Consider the following 16,277-nt stretch of genomic DNA (forward strand, 5'->3'; position numbering starts at 1 on the left):
TATCTGGGTGAATGAAATGAGTAGTTCATCACGTAGGCAACTGCGTTATCAATTTAAGACCTTAAAATTTAAGGTGAATTAGAGTGGTACCGCGTATAACCATATGCCTCTAGAAGGAATTCTAGAGGTTTTTTTGTATAGAAAGGAAGATTTTATGTTAGTAAAAAAGCAAATTGTTGAAACTTTATATCCTGTATTATCAGAGCACTTGACCCAAGAACAGATCGAAAATTTAATTGAACAACCTAATAATAATGAGCACGGAGACTATGCTTTTCCAGTTTTCTCTTTGGCTAAAATATTTCGCAAAGCCCCCCATCAAATTGCTGAAGAAGTAGCAGAAAAAATTGATACTTCTGCATTTGAAAAAGTTCAAGTAGTCGGAGCTTATATCAACTTTTATATTAAGCGCGACGACTTGGCTAGCAAAGTCTTAAAAGAAGTACTTGAACAAGGTGAAAGCTATGGTCAAACAGATATTGGTAAAGGAGGTAACGTTCCAATTGATATGTCGTCTCCTAATATCGCTAAGCCAATGTCAATGGGACACTTACGATCAACCGTATTAGGGAATTCGATTGCCTTAATTTTGGAAAAATTAAATTATAATCCTATTCGTATTAACCACTTAGGTGATTGGGGAACGCAATTTGGTAAATTAATTGTTGCTTATCAAGGTTGGGGTGATGAAGAAACAGTAAGGAAAGATCCAGTTAATGAATTAGTAAAGTTATATGTTGATTTCCATGAAAAAGCTGAAGAAAATCCCGAATTAGAAGATCAGGCAAGACAAGTCTTCAGAGCCCTAGAAGATGGCAATGAAGAGTATCATAGACTATGGACTTGGTTTAAAGAAGAGTCTATTAATGAATTTAAACGTGTTTACAATCTTTTAAATATTAAATTTGATTATTATACTGGAGAATCGTTCTATAATGATAAGATGGGCGAAGTTTTAGATTATTTAGCAGATAATAATATCTCTAAAATCGAACGTGGAGCCACAATTGTTGACCTTGAAAAGTATCACTTACCTGTTGCTTTAATTAAAAAATCAGATGGAGCTACTTTGTATCTGACTAGAGACTTAGCGACTGCTTACTATCGCAAGCGTACTTTTGATTTCGTGATGAGTTTATATGTTGTTGGTAATGAGCAAAGTGATCACTTTAGACAATTAAAAGCTGTTTTAAATGAAATGGGTAACGATTGGGCTGAAAATATGCACCATATTCCATTTGGCTTGATTACTTTAAATGGTAAAAAATTATCCACTCGTAAAGGTAAGATAGTTTTACTTGAAAAAGTGCTTAATGAAGCGATTGAAATTGCCGATAAACAGATCACAGCTAAGAACCCTGACTTAGAAAATAAAGCTGAGATTGCTAAACAAGTGGGTGTGGGGGCTGTTGTCTTCCATGACTTAAAAGCAGATCGTCTCAACTCTTTTGATTTTAATTTAGATGATATCGTTCAATTTGAAGGTGAAACTGGTCCATATGTTCAGTATACTTATGCGCGTTTAAATACAGTGCTTAATAAATATAGTAAGGAAATAAAGCCAACGGAAGAGTTGAACTTAGATCATGAACACTCATGGGAAATCATTAAATTAATTAAACAGTATCCAGAAGTCATTATTAAGGCAGCTGAGCATTTTGAACCATCAGTCATTGCAAAATATGTTATTCAATTAGCACAATTGTCCAATAAGTATTATGCCAAAGTCCGTATTTTGGAAGAAAATGATCAGTTAGAATCAAGAATTCAATTGGTTAAAGCGATTACGATTGTTCTAAAAGATGCATTATCATTGCTAGGTATTGGCGCTCCTGAAAAGATGTAATGAGAACCTCCTGTTAACATTTATTGGACACCTTTCATTGTTTGATTTATATATTCACAAGTGAGATAATATCTATGAATAAATGACATAAAAGGTGAGTAAATATAGTGGCATCTTTTGAATTGAATTTTGAAAATTGAAAACTAAATTTCTATACAAAAGACTCCTTTTATCGTCAGTAAACAATTTACTTTGACAAAGAAAGGGGTCTTTATGGTTAATCGGGCAATTGAAAATTATATTAACGATATATATAACTATGATTTTTTCAATCGACTTTCAATTGATGAAGTCAATCAAATTACTTCTAACTCTATTTTTCATCACATTCCAAAAGGTCAGTTAATCTTTTTTCAAGATGATCCAAATATTTATTGTTATTTCGTCTTTAAAGGATTGGTTCGTCTTGAAAGAGAAAATGCTTCAGGAGAGTTTTGTTACTTAGATTATGTGGCGGAGGAAAGTTTTTTTCCTTATGCGGAATTCTTTTTTAAAGACCACCATCTTTATGATGCCTATGCAGCTACAGATGTTGATTTAGCTTACATCCCCAAAAACCTAATGGAAAATATTGTCTTTAAAAATGCGGAACAATTCAAATTTCTTTATGAAAATTTAGCCAGTGTCCAATATTATTTGGAAAAACGTGTGCAAATGACGGCTATACCAAGTGCTTCTAGCCGAGTAATTCAGACCCTGGCTTTATGGATGTATGATATGGGGCGTTTTATGGGTGATCATGTGGTTATTCCACATCCATTGACTATTAACGAAGCGGCGACAGTAGCCGGTACGACAAGAGAGACAGCAGGAAGAGTCATTAAAGATTTAACTCAAGAGAAAAAAATTACTTTTACACGTAAAAAAATAATTTATCATGATTGGAAATATTTTAACGACCTGATTCAGTAACTATCAAAGAGGTGAGAAAACAATGAAAATTTATACGCGAACAGGAGATCAAGGGAATACGCGTTTAATTGGCAACCGTGTGGTAGCCAAAAACAACCCCTTAGTTGAGGCATATGGAAGTATTGATGAACTCAATTCTTATATTGGTATCCTTATTGCAAGCCCTAATTTAGCCGATGAAATTCGTCAAGATTTATTAGAAATTCAACAATTACTATTTGATTGTGGGACAGATGTTGCAAACGCAGATGAAAAGATTCCTTATCGTACCACAGAGACTGCTATTACTTGGTTAGAAGAACGAATTGATGCTTACGATAAAAGAGTTGACCCTATTGAATCTTTTATCTTGCCTGGAGGAACCATGGAAGCCAGTCAACTTCAATATGCTCGTAGTATTGCTCGTAGAGTTGAAAGAAGGCTGGTTAGCCTACCAATTTCTGAAAAGTTAAATCCGAATGTCTTAAAATTTCTTAATCGGCTTTCCGATTATTTGTTTGTAGGTGGTCGCTTAGTTAACCACCTTAATAATCAAGCAGAACCGAAGTATGTAAGATCGGGGAAAGTGTTTCGCTAAGTGGTTTAAATTAATTGTGAGGAGATAGAAAATGAAGATTGGTGTTATTTCTGATCTCCATATTGATTTACAAGCAGAGCCCTACGCTCAAACAATTATTGATTTACTGGCTAAAGAAACTGATGAGTGGAATTTGTCTTATTTAATTATAGCTGGAGACATAGCGAATCATCAGTCTTTAGTTTTTTCATTCATTAAGGACTTACAAGCAGCCATAACCATCCCTTTATATTTTGTTCCAGGAAATCACGATTATTGGTCTACTAATCAAGAAACCCAAATTATTTATGATAGCTATTGTAACCATCCGAACTGTTTAATAGGAAAGCCACTTTCTCTAAATCAAGATTGGGGATTAGTCGGGCACTCCGCTTGGTACAATCATTCGGGAAATTTTGGACGTCATGATGAAAAATTTCTTCAAGCAGGTAGATACCAAGGTTATAAGTGGGAGGATAAACTACATATTAATTGGCAGCAATCTGATCGCCAAGTCTCAAGAGAATTTGCCAGAACAATAGAAAAAGATATGATCTACCTAAACAAAGCTAATTATATTCTAGTCACTCATTTTGTAACAGATTTTGATTTGCAAATCTTACCAGATCCTAAATTTCAAGAAGACATAGATTATTTTAATGCTTTTATTTCTACTGATGATCTTAAGCCTCTTTATGATAAATATCCCATCCGTCATAGTTTTATGGGACATGTCCACCGCAGACAGAAACTGACTAAGCAAGGATGTAATTATTATTTAACAAGTTTAGGAACACCTAGAGAGTGGGAAGAGGGATCGACTTTGTTGGACAATCTAAAGGAAGCTTTGAAGGTTATTGAGATAGGAGAGTAGAAATGGAAAAATATCGTGATATACATATTATGCCATTAAGTAATGATGAGTCCTTAGTTATTGCTTGTGACACTTCAGCTTCAATCGGCCAAAAAGAAGCTGATGTTTTAAGCGTTTCACCCCAAATTACTGCAGCTTTTGCTGTTCGCGTGGTACTTATGGAGGTTCTTTCTGTAAACGCCCAGCCACAATTATTAATAAATATGTTTGGCAATGAAATGAATCCAACTGGAGATTTAATGCTTGATGGTATAAAAAAAGAACTGGCATTAGCAGGTCTTTTTGATTTAGCAATGAATGGCTCAACTGAGGAAAATATGCCAACTAAGATGACATCCCTTGGACTCACCTTGCTTGCAAAGGCCAAAATCGCTGATTTAAAAATAAAAAAAGTCCAACCAGGGGATCAAGTCTATCAAATAGGAAAACCTTTAATGGGTCAGGATTTAATTGACCAGGTCGATCAAATAGTTAGTTATCAAGAGCTTTACCACTTATTAAATCTTAAAGATGTCATTCATGAAATAGTTCCAATTGGGTCTAAAGGTGCGATTGCTGAAGCACAGCAAGTGGCTAAATTTAACCAACTTGATTTTAGATTAGGTCAAGATTTACCTCAATTTTATCAATCAGCAGGGCCTGCAACATCTCTCTTAATTGTAATAAAACCAGCTTTTAAAGCTAATTTATTGACAATTTTTAAAGATATTAAATGGGTGGGTGAGCTATATTGATTGAGTCTATTATTTTATATTTTCAATTTTTTACAGCAATCCCAATTAATCAATCAGTCGATCAAGCAGCTACTAAATTAAAAAAAGGGGTAATCTATTTCCCAGCTTTTGCTTTTATATATGCCGGAATCTTTGCTTTGTTCTTTTTTTTATTTCGTAACTTTTTCTCATCCACCATCGCATGGTCTCTATTAATTATCTTGGATATTTTACTAACTAGAGGCTTTCATTATGATGCTTTGGCTGATACTGCTGACGGACTATTATCCTCTAAAAAAGCTGATGAGATGGTTCGAATTATGAAAGATTCAGCAATTGGAGCCAATGGTGCTTTGATCTTAATTTCGACTATTTTACTTACCTTTGTTTTAGGAAGTGAGTTTTTAATTAATTATTTTGAAAATGAAATAGTCTTTGTTATTGCTTGGGCTGCCAGTGGTCGTAGCTGTTTACCCTTAATGTTTTATCAGTTAGTATATGTTGGTGATAACCCCAATGGCTTAGGTAGTCTTTTCCTAGGCGTTTCTACTTGGAAAATTGTGGCCAGTCAGATTTTAACAATGGCCTTCTTTTTCCTATTAGGGTGGCCGTATCTACTTAGTTATATAAGTCTTTTGCTTACCATGTATTTTTATCGCTATTTCGTGTATCATAAAATTTCAGGTATGACAGGAGATACCATGGGAGCTGCTGCTTTAATTGGTCAAATCATTTATATGCTGTTTGTTTTACTTCTTTTTAATAAGAATTAGGATTGTTATTTTCTTTAATAATTATGCTATAATGATGCTAAGCTCTTTGATAATTAAGATAGAATAGGGGAAGCACGTGAGAATCGTGCGCAGTCCCTTGCTACTGTATGGATGAAAATCTAAGTCAGATTACCTATTTTATCAAGGATGATTGTTATTTCTCAAGGTCTCGTAACAAGGTTCGTTAACAAATACGTTTATTAACCAGACAAGTAGCCTAGTCTGGTTTTTTTAAGAAGGTAAGATGAAGGCAAAAGATTTAGTAACCCTTGCTCATATGATGTCATTGTCAATCATCTTAGCACAGTTCAAGCTATTCTTGACAGTAGCTTTTGATTCAAGTCCAGCTTTTATACTCTTGCTAGCTATGAGAAGATCTGCTGGCGCGATAGTTGGTGCTATAGGACATTTAACAACGGCAATGAGCTCAGCTTTTCCCTTAAGTATTCCACTTATCTTTTATTAATGGCACTTATGATACTAGCTCAGATTAATTTTGTTATGATTTATCGTAAATTTAAATCTTTGAAATATGGCCGGTTATTCTTCCAACTATAGGCGCCTGCTTGTTTAATGTTTTATTACCACTTCTATGTTTTCAACCGATTTTAGGGGCTGCAATGCTGGTAAGTTTCTTTTGGCCCTTAAAGCTAGCTACTCTTGCTAATATATTGTTAGCTTTGCGACTTTTTGAAGGTCTAACAAAAATAAATATATTGATGTTTAGGAAGTGAGTGAATGGGGGAAATTATTTATTATACTGGAGGAGCTAAATCTGGTAAATCTAGATTAGCTCAAGAAGAAATTTATAGACGAAAGCTTCAAAATATTGCTTATATAGCAACCCAAGCCAATAAGTTTTCTGATTCAGAAGTAAAAAGGAGTATTGAAAAACATCGTTTATCAAGACCCAAAGATTGGGATACTTATGAACAGGCTCATGATTTGGATCAATTGGTTAAGCAACTTTCAAATAATTATCAAATTGCTTTAGTCGATTGTATGACGGTTTGGCTAACCAATATTCTTTTTGATAAATGGCAATTCTTAGCTAACAATCAAGAACTATCTTTTGATGAGTATGTCAATGAACTAAAGGGTGAGCAAATCCAAAAGCTAGAAGATTTTGTTATGGAAGAGCTTAATGCTTTTTTAAAAGAAATAAAAGCTTCATCAACGGATTTTATCATTGTGTCAAATGAGCTAGGTCTAGGATTAGTTCCAGAGTATAAACTCGGGCGCATTTTCAGAAATATTCATGGTTTAATGAATCAAGAAATTGCCAGACAAGCGAACTTAGTTTATTGGGTGGTTTCAGGAATTGCAGTGAATATAAAGTAAAAAAATTTAAAGAAATAAAGGAGAAAATTAAATGAATAAAAAAATTGCTGTTTTAATGATGTTTGTGATGACTCTGTTTACCGGACAAATGGTATCTAGTGAAGAAACGACGGTTCTCACATTGACCGATATGGTTGGTAGAGAAGTTGTGCTTGAAGAGGGACCCGTTGATGAAATTGTCACTTTAATGCCAGCAGATGCTGAGATACTCTTTGAAATAGGAGCAGGAGACACTATTGTGGGTCGAGGAACTTATGTAGACTTCCCGGCAGATGAAGTGGAAGAGATTCCAGCTATCGCTACTGGTGAAAATTTAAATATTGAAGAAATTATTGCCCTAGACCCAGAAGTGGTTGTGATGACTGCTATGTCCTTAACTGAAGATCAAATGACTGCTATTGAAGACGCAGGAATTACCGTCTTGGTGACAGATGCCCAGACAATTGAGGAAGTCTATGAAGCAATCGATTTGCTCGGTCAATTAGTTGGTAAAGAAGAAGAAGCAGACCAATTAATTGAAGAAATGGAAACAGTCTTTAAAGAGTTTGAAGAAAAAGCTGACCAAGAAGAAGAATCTAAGAGTGTTTATTATGAAGTTTCTCCGCTAGAGTTTGGCTTATGGACTGCTGGTTCTGAAACCTTCATGGATGAAATTGGACAGATGTTGAATTTAGAAAATGTTTTTGCAGATCAAAAATCCTTTGTTGAAGTCTCAGAAGAACAAGTTTTATTAGCCGATCCACAAGTAATCATTACTACTTCTCTTCCTATGGATGAAGAGGCTCCTTCTCCTGAAGAAGAAATTATGCAACGCAAAGAATGGGATGACCTTTCAGCTGTAAAAAATGATAAAGTTTTTGCAGTAGACAATTCTGCTTTCACTAGACCTGGACCGCGCTTGATGGATGCTGTCAAAGAATTATATGATCTAGTTTATGGCACAGAATAAGAGCTGGCAGCTTTCACAATCAGCTAAAAAAAGTGTCGTAAAATTAGTCCTGATGGTGTCAATAACTCTCTTAATACTAGCTATGGCTTTGATTATAGGAAGTGTGAAAATTTCTTTTACTGACTTGTATCAAGTGCTAGAAAATCAAGTCTTAAATCAATCAATGACCGACTTGGAACAACAGGCAACCATCTTACTTGCTGTTAGACTACCTCGTTTACTCACTGCTTTTTTAATCGGCATGGCCCTTTCTTTGAGTGGAATGACCATGCAAAGCTTGTTAATGAACCCCTTGGCTGATGGCTCTACCTTGGGAGTTTCAGCTGGAGCAAGCTTGGGTGCTGGCATTGCTATCGTCATTGGGATTCCTTCCTTTATCCAAAGGCAAGGAATCTTTTTGATGGCGGTGATCTTTGCTTTTGGATCACTCGTATTGATTTTATCTTTTTCTTATTATTTGGATAAACAGTTAAAGAATATGACTGTTATCTTAACTGGAATCGTCTTTACCATGCTGGTCTCTTCATTAATGAATATTTTAATGATTATCAGCAAAGAAAAGCTGCCTTCTTTAGTTTTTTGGACTTTAGGGTCGCTTTCAGGCTCCAGGTATACCGATGTTTGGGTAATGGGTGTTTGCGTCATAATAATGGGTGGCTATATTGTTATGAAATGGCAAGAATTGAACGCTTTTTCAATGGGGGAAAACATCGCAAGAAATATTGGGATAAACATAGTCTCTGTTCGAATTAAATTGTTTATTGCCACTTCCATCTTGATTGGTGTTGCTGTTTCAATAGGCGGTTCGATACCTTTTGTAGGTTTAATAACCCCCCATATTAGTCGTTTAATTGTGGGCTCCAATCATAGACGTTTGATTCCTTGGACTCTATTTATTGGTGGTAACTTTATGGTGGTAACCGATTTATTAGCTCGCACCATTGCCTCCCCCCTTGAAATACCAATAGGGGCAATCACTTCCTTATTTGGCAGCTGTATTTTTATTCTTATCTTTGCTAGGGGGAAGCGTAATGCTTAAAGTTAATAAACTCAAAATGGAATTAGATAAAAAAATAATTTTACATGACATTAATTTTGAAGTAGCCGAGGGTGATTGGTTGATGATTTGTGGACCAAACGGATCAGGAAAAACCTCATTAATAAAAGCTCTATCTGGTCAAAATCCCTACACTGGAGAAATTGAGATCTATGGCAGCAACCTTCGGCTTTTAAAAAGCAATCAAAAGGCAATGATTTTTGGTGTTTTAGACCAACATCCTGGTTCAGACTTTGATTTTACTGTAGAAGAATTAGTGCGTATGGGACGCTACCCACATCTTAAAGGCTGGTTTAAGAGCTGGACAGACATAGATCAAGAGGCGCTTGAAAGAGTCCTGCTTCAAACCAATCTATATCAAAAGCGTAAGCGATCAGTTCAAAGCTTATCAGGAGGAGAAAGGCAGCGAGCATACTTAGCTCAACTTTTTTTACAGGATCCTAAGTTATTAATATTAGATGAACCAAGTAATCATTTAGACTTAATATATGAGCAAAACCTTTTTAGAACACTTAAAGAGTGGTTGCAGCAGCCAGGACGATCCATTATTACAGTTATGCACGATTTGAGTCTTGCTAAAAAATATGGAAATCAGGCTCTATTGTTAAAAGAGGGACATCAAGTAGTTTTTAATGATGTGTCTAAGGCTTTGTCTTCAGAAAAATTAAATAGCAGTTATCAAATGGATATTACGAGTTATTTAAAAGAAAAATATCAACAATGGCAATGATAATAACCCCTAAATGTTTTTACGTCAACATTTAGGGGTGTTTTTGAAGGGTGTGAGACAGCTAATAAGATAATATCTGCTTCGATAAAAATTTTGGGCTCTTTTCCATCAGCATAGCGCATGGCAAATTCCACGGCATTAATACGGTCAAAATATTCATGGTTTAACTCGTTTTGAGCACCGATAGTTTGACTTGTTTTTTCGGTAAGTTGTGATACCACTTGAGTAAAGGGTGGTGATAAATTAAAGAAATGTAAATTATTCATTATGCAAAAAGATTCGGCCTCTTTAGCTTGATGATTTTTAGCCTCTTGTAGAACCCCTTGCAAGCGCGAGCTTGTTGAAATGAAGACATATTTGTGCAATAATATATGAACATATGGGAATTGATAGGCTACTGCTTTAGCAACTCTTAAGGTGGTCTCACCAATTGAATCCGATATGATAAAAAATGAAGTGGTAACGGATTTGCTTGATTCCTAATGGCTATCCAGTTAATGAATTAATTTAAGTTTACCATATTTCTTGAAAGAGGTGACAGAATTGAAAGAAGTTAGATTAAATGAAGGTCAGTTAGCTCCAGAAGTTCAACAACTTATTGATCAAGGTTTAAAGACTCTAAAAAAAGAAGGATTTAAAATGACCAAGAAGCGCCGAGAAATACTTTCCCTTTTTGCTGAAAACCAACGCTACCTATCTGCTTTGGGCATTCATAAAGCATTGGAAGAGAAGTATCCGACCATGTCTTATAATACTACTTATCGTAACCTCTATGATTTCGTTGAAGTGGGTATTCTTGAAACGACAGAATACCAACAAGAACAACTATTTCGATATAATTGCCATTTAACTCACGGCACAGACCATCACCATCACCATCATTTTATTTGCACCAATTGTGGTAAAACAATTCTACTTGATGCTTGTCCCATGCAACATATTACAACCGATTTATCTTCAGTTGAAATAAGGAGTCACCGCTTTGAAGTCTTTGGCCTGTGTGCTGAATGTAAAGAAGTATTACAAGATAATCCCGCATAAACTTCACAAAATTTTTTCTTTGTTCTTGAAAAGCTTAAGATTCATGCTATAATATAGAGAGGACTTTGTTTAGATTATTATTTCTAAGGAAAGGTTACTATAAGCTCGGGGGGAGGGGAACCAGATGTCAAAAACAGTAGTTCGTGATAACGAATCATTGGATGACGCTCTTCGTCGCTTTAAGCGTAACGTTTCTAAAACCGGTACTTTGAGAGAGGCTCGTAAGCGTGAATTTTACGAAAAGCCAAGTGTTCGACGTAAAAAGAAATCAGAAGCAGCTCGTAAACGCAAGTTTTAAGCGTATCGCCTAAGCAACAATATAGAATAAAATATTCTGTTTAAAAAGAATCAGTTTTCTGGTTCTTTTTTATTTTTAAAAAATATCATAATAAGTATTAATATATCGGTCTTTTATTCCATTTTATAAGCATTTTATGGTAATCTTAACTTAGTTTATTAATAAAGGAGACGACTATTTGAATAACAACGAAAAATTCTCAAAACAAGTCACCGTCACAAACACAGATTGGCTAATTTCCTTGTTGGGCAATCATGATAAATACATACGTATGATTGAAGATAGTTTCGAAGTAGAAATAACCAACCGCGGTGAAATAATTAACATTATTGGTGAGCGTGAAGAGACAGTGGAGTCTGTTCGTCAAATCCTCCTAAACCTTATTCAACTTTTGGAAAGGCGAATCACCCCTCGATCCATGGATGTCATGACAGCCATTAAAATGGCAAAAAGTAATAAATTAGATTTTTTTCTCAACCTTTACGAAGAAGTGGTGGGTCGTTCTGCAGATGGAACAGCTATTCGTGCCAAAAACTTTGGACAGTTACAATACGTTAGAGCTGTTAACCGACAAGACGTTGTCTTTGGTATGGGACCTGCTGGAACTGGAAAGACCTACTTGGCTGTTTTGATGGCTGTCCAGGCTATGCGAGAAGGTAAAGTGAAAAAAATAATACTGACACGCCCAGCAGTCGAAGCTGGAGAAAACCTTGGTTTCTTACCAGGTGATTTGAAAGAAAAAGTAGATCCTTACTTAAGACCAATATACGATGCCTTATATAACATTTACGGAACGGAACAAACCAACCGTCTAATGGAAAGAGGCATTATCGAAATTGCGCCATTGGCTTATATGAGAGGTCGAACCCTAGACGATGCTTTTGTTATTTTAGATGAGGCTCAAAATACAACAATTGCACAAATGAAAATGTTCTTAACTCGATTAGGCTTTGGCTCAAAAATGATTATAAATGGCGATCAGTCACAAATTGACCTACCTAAAGGGGTAAAATCTGGATTGATTGACGCCTATCATAAATTAAGAAAGGTTAAACGCATTGAATTTGTATCTTTTGATGAGTTCGATGTGGTTCGTCATCCAGTAGTTGCGGATATTATTAGAGCTTATAGCAAAGAACCCATGATTGAAAACCTTCCAAGGAGAGAAGAAAATGAATCGTCGACTACAGTTACTTCATGAGCGTTTAGGTAAAGTCTTTATACCTCTTATTACATTCATACTATCTTTAGCAATTTTTTTAATTGGCTATCAACACGTCAAACCAGAAGTTTATCACTTTGAATTGAATCAAGTAGCAGATGAAACAATTTTAGCGCCTGTGACGATGGAAGATGTTGAGCAGACAAAAGCCAATCAACAAAGAGCTAAGGATGCTATTAATGATATCTATTTATATCAAGAAGATATCAGGATTCAGGAAATTACGCGGATTGAGCAGTTTTTTGGCTTTGTTCGTGAGGCTCGTAATGGTAAGTACTCACGAGACGGTGTAATTGATTCTTTAAAGAATGCATCTAAAGAAAAGCCACTGGATCAAACTTTTAATGAAAAGGTCAATAATTTACCAACTAAAAAAACCAACTTCGATAATTTATCCGAGGAGCAAAAGCGAACAGTGATTCAAGCACAATTACAAATGGTAGATGAAAATGTTTTTAATTTGTTTGATCAGCTTTCTAACCGCTCAATTGATCAAGTTTTTAAAATCAGTCCCTTAGAACTATCTGAATTACAATCGAATTTAACTGATTTTATATCCGAGAGTCTTGCTCAAGAATTAGGTCCTGATCAAGTTGATAAAGAGTTGGACAAATATCGTTTACAAATCACATCTTCCGATATGTCAGAGCTTGCTCAGCAAACGACTTTAAACTTTTTAGGCGCCTTGATAAAACCAACGATGGTATATTCGGAGTCAGAAACAAATCGCTTAAAGGAAGAAGCAGCTTCCAAAGTTCAAACATCTTATATTCTACAAGGACAAGTTATTGTTCAAGAAGGTCATATTATTAATCAAAATAATATGCGACAACTTGAGATGTTTGGTTACTTGGATGCATCGACTAAGCAATATCTCATGCCAGTCTTTGTTCTATTAATTTTTGTCCATGCTTTTCTATTCGTTTATATCTTTTCTGATAAATTAAATTGGACAGATTTAAGCCGTGCGAATATGCAGGCTACTGCTTATATGATTATTGTTTTTGGGTCGTTGATCATGGCCAAGATGGGACATTTCTTCCAACAGGCAGGTCTAGAGTATGGTATGTTGCTTCTACCTTTGATGATTTTACCAGGATATTTAAAAGAAAAATCTTCCTATAAAGTAACATTGTTAGCATTTCTATTTATTAATATCTTTGCTATTTTTATAGTTAGTGATTTAGACAATCAAACTGTTGTAACCTTCATCAGTTTATTTTACCTATTTACTACCATTGTTTCCGTTTTACTGACTACTTTTTCTGATCGTCAGGCGATGAAAGTAGAAAAAAGAGTGGCCTTAAATATCATTTGGCAGTTCATAATTGCTTTGCCTCTAATGGCTGTTCTTACAATTCCTATATTATCTCGTCAGGCTTTTATCATCCTAATAATGACAATTGCAGCTAATTTACTTGGCTTGTTATTAATCGCTGTTTTTGAACCCTACTGGGAGCAACTTTTATCCAGTCGTTCAGCCATGACGATGAATCAGTTAGCTAATTTAAATCATCCCTTATTAAAATTGTTGATTGAAAAAGCACCGGGAACCTATCATCATTCAATTATGGTGGCTAATTTAGCAGCGAATGCCGTGGAAGCCATAGGCGGGGATTCCTTGACCACCCGGGTAGCCTCTTACTATCATGATGTTGGAAAGACAGTCCATCCCCTATTCTTCGTTGAAAACTTATCTGGAGGCATTGAATCACCTCACCGCATGGTAGGGCCAGATGAGTCTGCTAAAATTATTATTGATCATGTTGCTCAAGGTGTAAAATTATTAGAAGAGTACCGTATGCCTCAGTCTGTTATTGATTTATGTAAAGAACACCATGGCACAACCATGACTAGCTATTTTTATTACCAAGCTAAAGAGCAAAAAATGCCTATTAATCCAGAGACCTTTAGATATCCTGGCCCGATTCCACAATCAAAAGAATCCGCTATAGTGATGATTGCAGATTCAATGGAAGCAGCCTCTCGAACAATGAAAGAACATACTCAAAAGAGTATTGAAGAATTACTGGATTCCATAATTGCGAGTAAGATTAACGATGGCCAATTTGCCGATTGTGGGTTGACGGTTGATGAACTAAAAACAGTAAGAAAGTCACTAATTTTAGGGATAGCTAGTATGTATCACACACGTGTGGAATATCCTAAATAAGGAGAAGAAAATGCAAGTTGAATTAATTGATGAAGGTCAGAGGCTGACTGAAAAACAAAAACAGATTATCTTAGACTTAATTGATCAAGCAGGCTTAAAAATCGCTGCTCCTACTCAAGCAGAATTAGACATAACCATCGTCGATAATCACACCATTCGCCAATTGAATCGCGACTACCGTGGTATTGACCGAGCAACGGATGTGCTATCTTTTGCTTTAATGGAGGGGGAAGAACCAATAGATTGGTCAGTTATCAACTCAAATGAAGTTCAAGAGCCAATCAATCTTCACTTGGGAGATATTATTATTTCAATCGAACGAGCGCTTGAACAAGCCAGTGAATACAACCACTCTCTAGAAAGAGAGTTGGGATTTCTAGCTGTCCACGGTTTCTTACACTTAAATGGTTATGATCACCAAACCATTGAAACTGAGAAAGAGATGTTTGCAATTCAAGAAGAGGTGCTGAGTGAATATGGACTCACAAGATAATCCTTTTAAGAATTCAAATTTTTTCCAGTCTTTTATTTGTGCCAGCCAAGGATTTTTTCAAGCAATTAAAAGTGAAAGAAATCTAAAAATCCACTTATTTTTTGCTTTAGTGGCAGTCCTTTTAGCCTTTTATTTTAAATTTGAACCACTGAAATGGACGATTTTACTATTAACTATTGGCCTTGTTATCTTTTCCGAATTAATCAATACAGCAATAGAAGCGGTTATTGATTTAATTGTAGCAGACCAATGGCATCCCTTAGCGAAAAAGGCAAAAGATATCGCTGCTGCTTCTGTTTTAATGACAGCAATCATTTCCATTATAATCGGGGCTATACTATTTCTCCCCTATTTATTTTAAAAGGTGACAATTAATCATACTAAAGGAGTTTAAATGAAAAAAGATTTTAAATCGGGTTTTGTAGCTATTCTTGGCCGTCCCAATGTTGGGAAATCAACTTTATTAAATCAAATTATTGGCCAAAAAATAGCGATTATGTCTGATAAAGCCCAAACAACCCGCAATAAAATTCAGGGTGTCTATACCCGTGAAGACTCACAAATCATTTTTATTGATACCCCCGGAATCCATAAACCCAAGCATGCTTTAGGAGACTTCATGATAAAAACAGCCTATTCCTCTTTGAGTGGGGTGGATGCAGTGATTATGGTAGTCAATGCGACAGAAAAAATAGGACCTGGCGATCAATTTATTATCAATCGTTTAAAAGATGTCCAGCAACCAGTCTTTTTAGTTATTAATAAAGTAGATCTGATTGAAAAAAATTTGCTTTTTGATATTATCACTAAATATCAAGATGCTTATGATTTTGATCAGATTATCCCTTTATCTGCACTTACAGGTGAAAATGTCGAAGCTTTATTAGACCAACTGACACTCAGCTTGCCAGATGGCCCCCAATATTACCCGGCTGACCAGGTAATGGATCATCCTGAGTATTTCCTCGTTGCGGAGTTAATTCGTGAAAAGATTTTAATGTTAACACGCGAAGAAATTCCTCATTCAGTAGCCGTCCAAGTCCAATCCATGCAAAAAAATGCTGATGACAAGGTAGAAGTACTAGCTACAATAATCGTGGAACGTAAAAGCCAAAAGGGAATAATTATTGGTGCTCAAGGATCAATGATTAAAAAGATAGGTCATCTGGCACGACGTGATATTGAAAAGCTTTTAGCAACCAAAGTCTATTTAGACTTATGGGTCAAGGTGCAAAAAGATTGGCGGGATCGTCAAAGTAATTTAAATGAATTGGGCTATCAGAGTGAGAATTATTAATA

Annotated in this window: 19 protein-coding genes and 1 riboswitch; of the genes, 18 read left to right on the forward strand and 1 reads right to left on the reverse strand. The window is 35.5% G+C overall.

The annotated features are described in order from the left end of the window. Positions 1 to 154: 154 nt before the first annotated feature. The 11 genes from argS (at position 155) to ACQV2T_RS03935 (ending at position 9,751) form a co-directional block, all read left to right on the forward strand. Positions 155 to 1,846 carry an arginine--tRNA ligase gene (gene argS / locus ACQV2T_RS03885; protein WP_428873831.1) on the forward strand — a complete coding sequence of 564 codons (1,692 nt, stop codon included), beginning with the start codon at positions 155 to 157 and terminating at the stop codon, positions 1,844 to 1,846. A gap of 213 nt (positions 1,847 to 2,059) precedes the next feature. Beyond that, a complete protein-coding gene (locus ACQV2T_RS03890; RefSeq protein WP_428873830.1) occupies positions 2,060 to 2,758 on the forward strand; it encodes a Crp/Fnr family transcriptional regulator in 699 nt (232 codons plus the stop codon). Positions 2,759 to 2,780: 22 nt separating this feature from the next. Next, positions 2,781 to 3,335 (forward strand): cob(I)yrinic acid a,c-diamide adenosyltransferase, encoded by a 555-nt coding sequence (locus ACQV2T_RS03895; protein ID WP_428874667.1) that lies wholly within the window; start codon positions 2,781 to 2,783, stop codon positions 3,333 to 3,335. 31 nt (positions 3,336 to 3,366) lie between these two features. Beyond that, on the forward strand, positions 3,367 to 4,188 hold the full coding sequence (locus ACQV2T_RS03900; RefSeq protein ID WP_428876424.1) for a metallophosphoesterase: 822 nt from the start codon (positions 3,367 to 3,369) through the stop codon (positions 4,186 to 4,188). A 2-nt stretch (positions 4,189 to 4,190) separates the two neighbouring features. After that, complete coding sequence (locus ACQV2T_RS03905) at positions 4,191 to 4,922, forward strand: hypothetical protein (RefSeq protein ID WP_428873826.1); 732 nt, start codon at positions 4,191 to 4,193, stop codon at positions 4,920 to 4,922. Further along, complete coding sequence (locus ACQV2T_RS03910; protein WP_428893248.1) at positions 4,919 to 5,674, forward strand: adenosylcobinamide-GDP ribazoletransferase; 756 nt, start codon at positions 4,919 to 4,921, stop codon at positions 5,672 to 5,674. Before ACQV2T_RS03905 ends, ACQV2T_RS03910 begins: the two co-directional genes overlap by 4 nt. A gap of 48 nt (positions 5,675 to 5,722) precedes the next feature. Then, a riboswitch (adenosylcobalamin-variant (AdoCbl-variant) riboswitch) is annotated at positions 5,723 to 5,817 on the forward strand. A 101-nt stretch (positions 5,818 to 5,918) separates the two neighbouring features. Next, positions 5,919 to 6,140: a hypothetical protein gene (locus tag ACQV2T_RS03915; RefSeq protein ID WP_428873824.1), complete on the forward strand. Its 222-nt coding sequence runs from the start codon at positions 5,919 to 5,921 to the stop codon at positions 6,138 to 6,140. A 272-nt stretch (positions 6,141 to 6,412) separates the two neighbouring features. Beyond that, positions 6,413 to 7,015 (forward strand): bifunctional adenosylcobinamide kinase/adenosylcobinamide-phosphate guanylyltransferase, encoded by a 603-nt coding sequence (cobU, locus tag ACQV2T_RS03920; RefSeq protein WP_428874672.1) that lies wholly within the window; start codon positions 6,413 to 6,415, stop codon positions 7,013 to 7,015. A gap of 31 nt (positions 7,016 to 7,046) precedes the next feature. Next, positions 7,047 to 7,964, forward strand: a complete 918-nt coding sequence (locus ACQV2T_RS03925; RefSeq protein WP_428893249.1) for an ABC transporter substrate-binding protein — start codon at positions 7,047 to 7,049, stop codon at positions 7,962 to 7,964. After that, entirely contained in the window at positions 7,951 to 9,003 is a 1,053-nt protein-coding gene (locus tag ACQV2T_RS03930) for a FecCD family ABC transporter permease (RefSeq protein ID WP_428873821.1), read from the forward strand. Before ACQV2T_RS03925 ends, ACQV2T_RS03930 begins: the two co-directional genes overlap by 14 nt. Beyond that, the gene (locus ACQV2T_RS03935; RefSeq protein WP_428893250.1) at positions 8,996 to 9,751 is read left to right on the forward strand and encodes an ABC transporter ATP-binding protein; all 756 of its coding nucleotides are present in this window, start codon (positions 8,996 to 8,998) and stop codon (positions 9,749 to 9,751) included. Before ACQV2T_RS03930 ends, ACQV2T_RS03935 begins: the two co-directional genes overlap by 8 nt. On the opposite strand, the gene ACQV2T_RS03940 is transcribed toward ACQV2T_RS03935, so the two are convergent. Next, positions 9,736 to 10,197, reverse strand: coding sequence for a kinase/pyrophosphorylase (locus tag ACQV2T_RS03940; protein WP_428876428.1), 462 nt, complete (start codon positions 10,195 to 10,197; stop codon positions 9,736 to 9,738). The two genes, ACQV2T_RS03935 and ACQV2T_RS03940, sit on opposite strands and share 16 nt — an antisense overlap. Before the next feature lie 97 nt (positions 10,198 to 10,294). Here ACQV2T_RS03940 and ACQV2T_RS03945 point away from each other — a divergent pair, with 97 nt between their 5' ends. The 7 genes from ACQV2T_RS03945 to era all read left to right on the forward strand — a co-directional run bounded on the left by ACQV2T_RS03945 (position 10,295) and on the right by era (position 16,275). Continuing rightward, positions 10,295 to 10,792, forward strand: a complete 498-nt coding sequence (locus ACQV2T_RS03945) for a Fur family transcriptional regulator (protein WP_428873819.1) — start codon at positions 10,295 to 10,297, stop codon at positions 10,790 to 10,792. Between the two features lie 124 nt (positions 10,793 to 10,916). Then, entirely contained in the window at positions 10,917 to 11,090 is a 174-nt protein-coding gene (gene rpsU, locus ACQV2T_RS03950; protein WP_066126806.1) for a 30S ribosomal protein S21, read from the forward strand. Between the two features lie 178 nt (positions 11,091 to 11,268). After that, on the forward strand, positions 11,269 to 12,291 hold the full coding sequence (locus ACQV2T_RS03955; protein WP_428873818.1) for a PhoH family protein: 1,023 nt from the start codon (positions 11,269 to 11,271) through the stop codon (positions 12,289 to 12,291). Next, positions 12,263 to 14,485: an HD family phosphohydrolase gene (locus ACQV2T_RS03960; protein WP_428893251.1), complete on the forward strand. Its 2,223-nt coding sequence runs from the start codon at positions 12,263 to 12,265 to the stop codon at positions 14,483 to 14,485. The genes ACQV2T_RS03955 and ACQV2T_RS03960 overlap by 29 nt, the downstream gene beginning before the upstream one ends. A 10-nt stretch (positions 14,486 to 14,495) precedes the next feature. After that, positions 14,496 to 14,978: an rRNA maturation RNase YbeY gene (gene ybeY / locus ACQV2T_RS03965; RefSeq protein WP_428874677.1), complete on the forward strand. Its 483-nt coding sequence runs from the start codon at positions 14,496 to 14,498 to the stop codon at positions 14,976 to 14,978. Beyond that, a complete protein-coding gene (locus ACQV2T_RS03970; RefSeq protein WP_428873815.1) occupies positions 14,962 to 15,339 on the forward strand; it encodes a diacylglycerol kinase family protein in 378 nt (125 codons plus the stop codon). Before ybeY ends, ACQV2T_RS03970 begins: the two co-directional genes overlap by 17 nt. 33 nt (positions 15,340 to 15,372) lie before the next feature. Beyond that, positions 15,373 to 16,275: a GTPase Era gene (gene era, locus ACQV2T_RS03975; RefSeq protein ID WP_428873814.1), complete on the forward strand. Its 903-nt coding sequence runs from the start codon at positions 15,373 to 15,375 to the stop codon at positions 16,273 to 16,275. Positions 16,276 to 16,277: the final 2 nt, after the last annotated feature.

Origin of the sequence: Facklamia sp. P13069 (assembly GCF_050409405.1) — a bacterium.
GTDB lineage: Bacteria > Bacillota > Bacilli > Lactobacillales > Aerococcaceae > Facklamia.

What these genes read in the sequence shown, in the direction of transcription:
- argS (WP_428873831.1), top strand. Translation starts at nt 155, where the DNA reads ATGTTAGTAAAAAAGCAAATTGTTGAAACTTTATATCCTGTATTATCA.
- ACQV2T_RS03890 (WP_428873830.1), top strand. Translation starts at nt 2,060, where the DNA reads ATGGTTAATCGGGCAATTGAAAATTATATTAACGATATATATAACTAT.
- ACQV2T_RS03895 (WP_428874667.1), top strand. Translation starts at nt 2,781, where the DNA reads ATGAAAATTTATACGCGAACAGGAGATCAAGGGAATACGCGTTTAATT.
- ACQV2T_RS03900 (WP_428876424.1), top strand. Translation starts at nt 3,367, where the DNA reads ATGAAGATTGGTGTTATTTCTGATCTCCATATTGATTTACAAGCAGAG.
- ACQV2T_RS03905 (WP_428873826.1), top strand. Translation starts at nt 4,191, where the DNA reads ATGGAAAAATATCGTGATATACATATTATGCCATTAAGTAATGATGAG.
- ACQV2T_RS03915 (WP_428873824.1), top strand. Translation starts at nt 5,919, where the DNA reads ATGAAGGCAAAAGATTTAGTAACCCTTGCTCATATGATGTCATTGTCA.
- cobU (WP_428874672.1), top strand. Translation starts at nt 6,413, where the DNA reads ATGGGGGAAATTATTTATTATACTGGAGGAGCTAAATCTGGTAAATCT.
- ACQV2T_RS03925 (WP_428893249.1), top strand. Translation starts at nt 7,047, where the DNA reads ATGAATAAAAAAATTGCTGTTTTAATGATGTTTGTGATGACTCTGTTT.
- ACQV2T_RS03930 (WP_428873821.1), top strand. Translation starts at nt 7,951, where the DNA reads ATGGCACAGAATAAGAGCTGGCAGCTTTCACAATCAGCTAAAAAAAGT.
- ACQV2T_RS03935 (WP_428893250.1), top strand. Translation starts at nt 8,996, where the DNA reads ATGCTTAAAGTTAATAAACTCAAAATGGAATTAGATAAAAAAATAATT.
- rpsU (WP_066126806.1), top strand. Translation starts at nt 10,917, where the DNA reads ATGTCAAAAACAGTAGTTCGTGATAACGAATCATTGGATGACGCTCTT.
- ACQV2T_RS03960 (WP_428893251.1), top strand. Translation starts at nt 12,263, where the DNA reads ATGAATCGTCGACTACAGTTACTTCATGAGCGTTTAGGTAAAGTCTTT.
- ybeY (WP_428874677.1), top strand. Translation starts at nt 14,496, where the DNA reads ATGCAAGTTGAATTAATTGATGAAGGTCAGAGGCTGACTGAAAAACAA.
- ACQV2T_RS03970 (WP_428873815.1), top strand. Translation starts at nt 14,962, where the DNA reads ATGGACTCACAAGATAATCCTTTTAAGAATTCAAATTTTTTCCAGTCT.
- era (WP_428873814.1), top strand. Translation starts at nt 15,373, where the DNA reads ATGAAAAAAGATTTTAAATCGGGTTTTGTAGCTATTCTTGGCCGTCCC.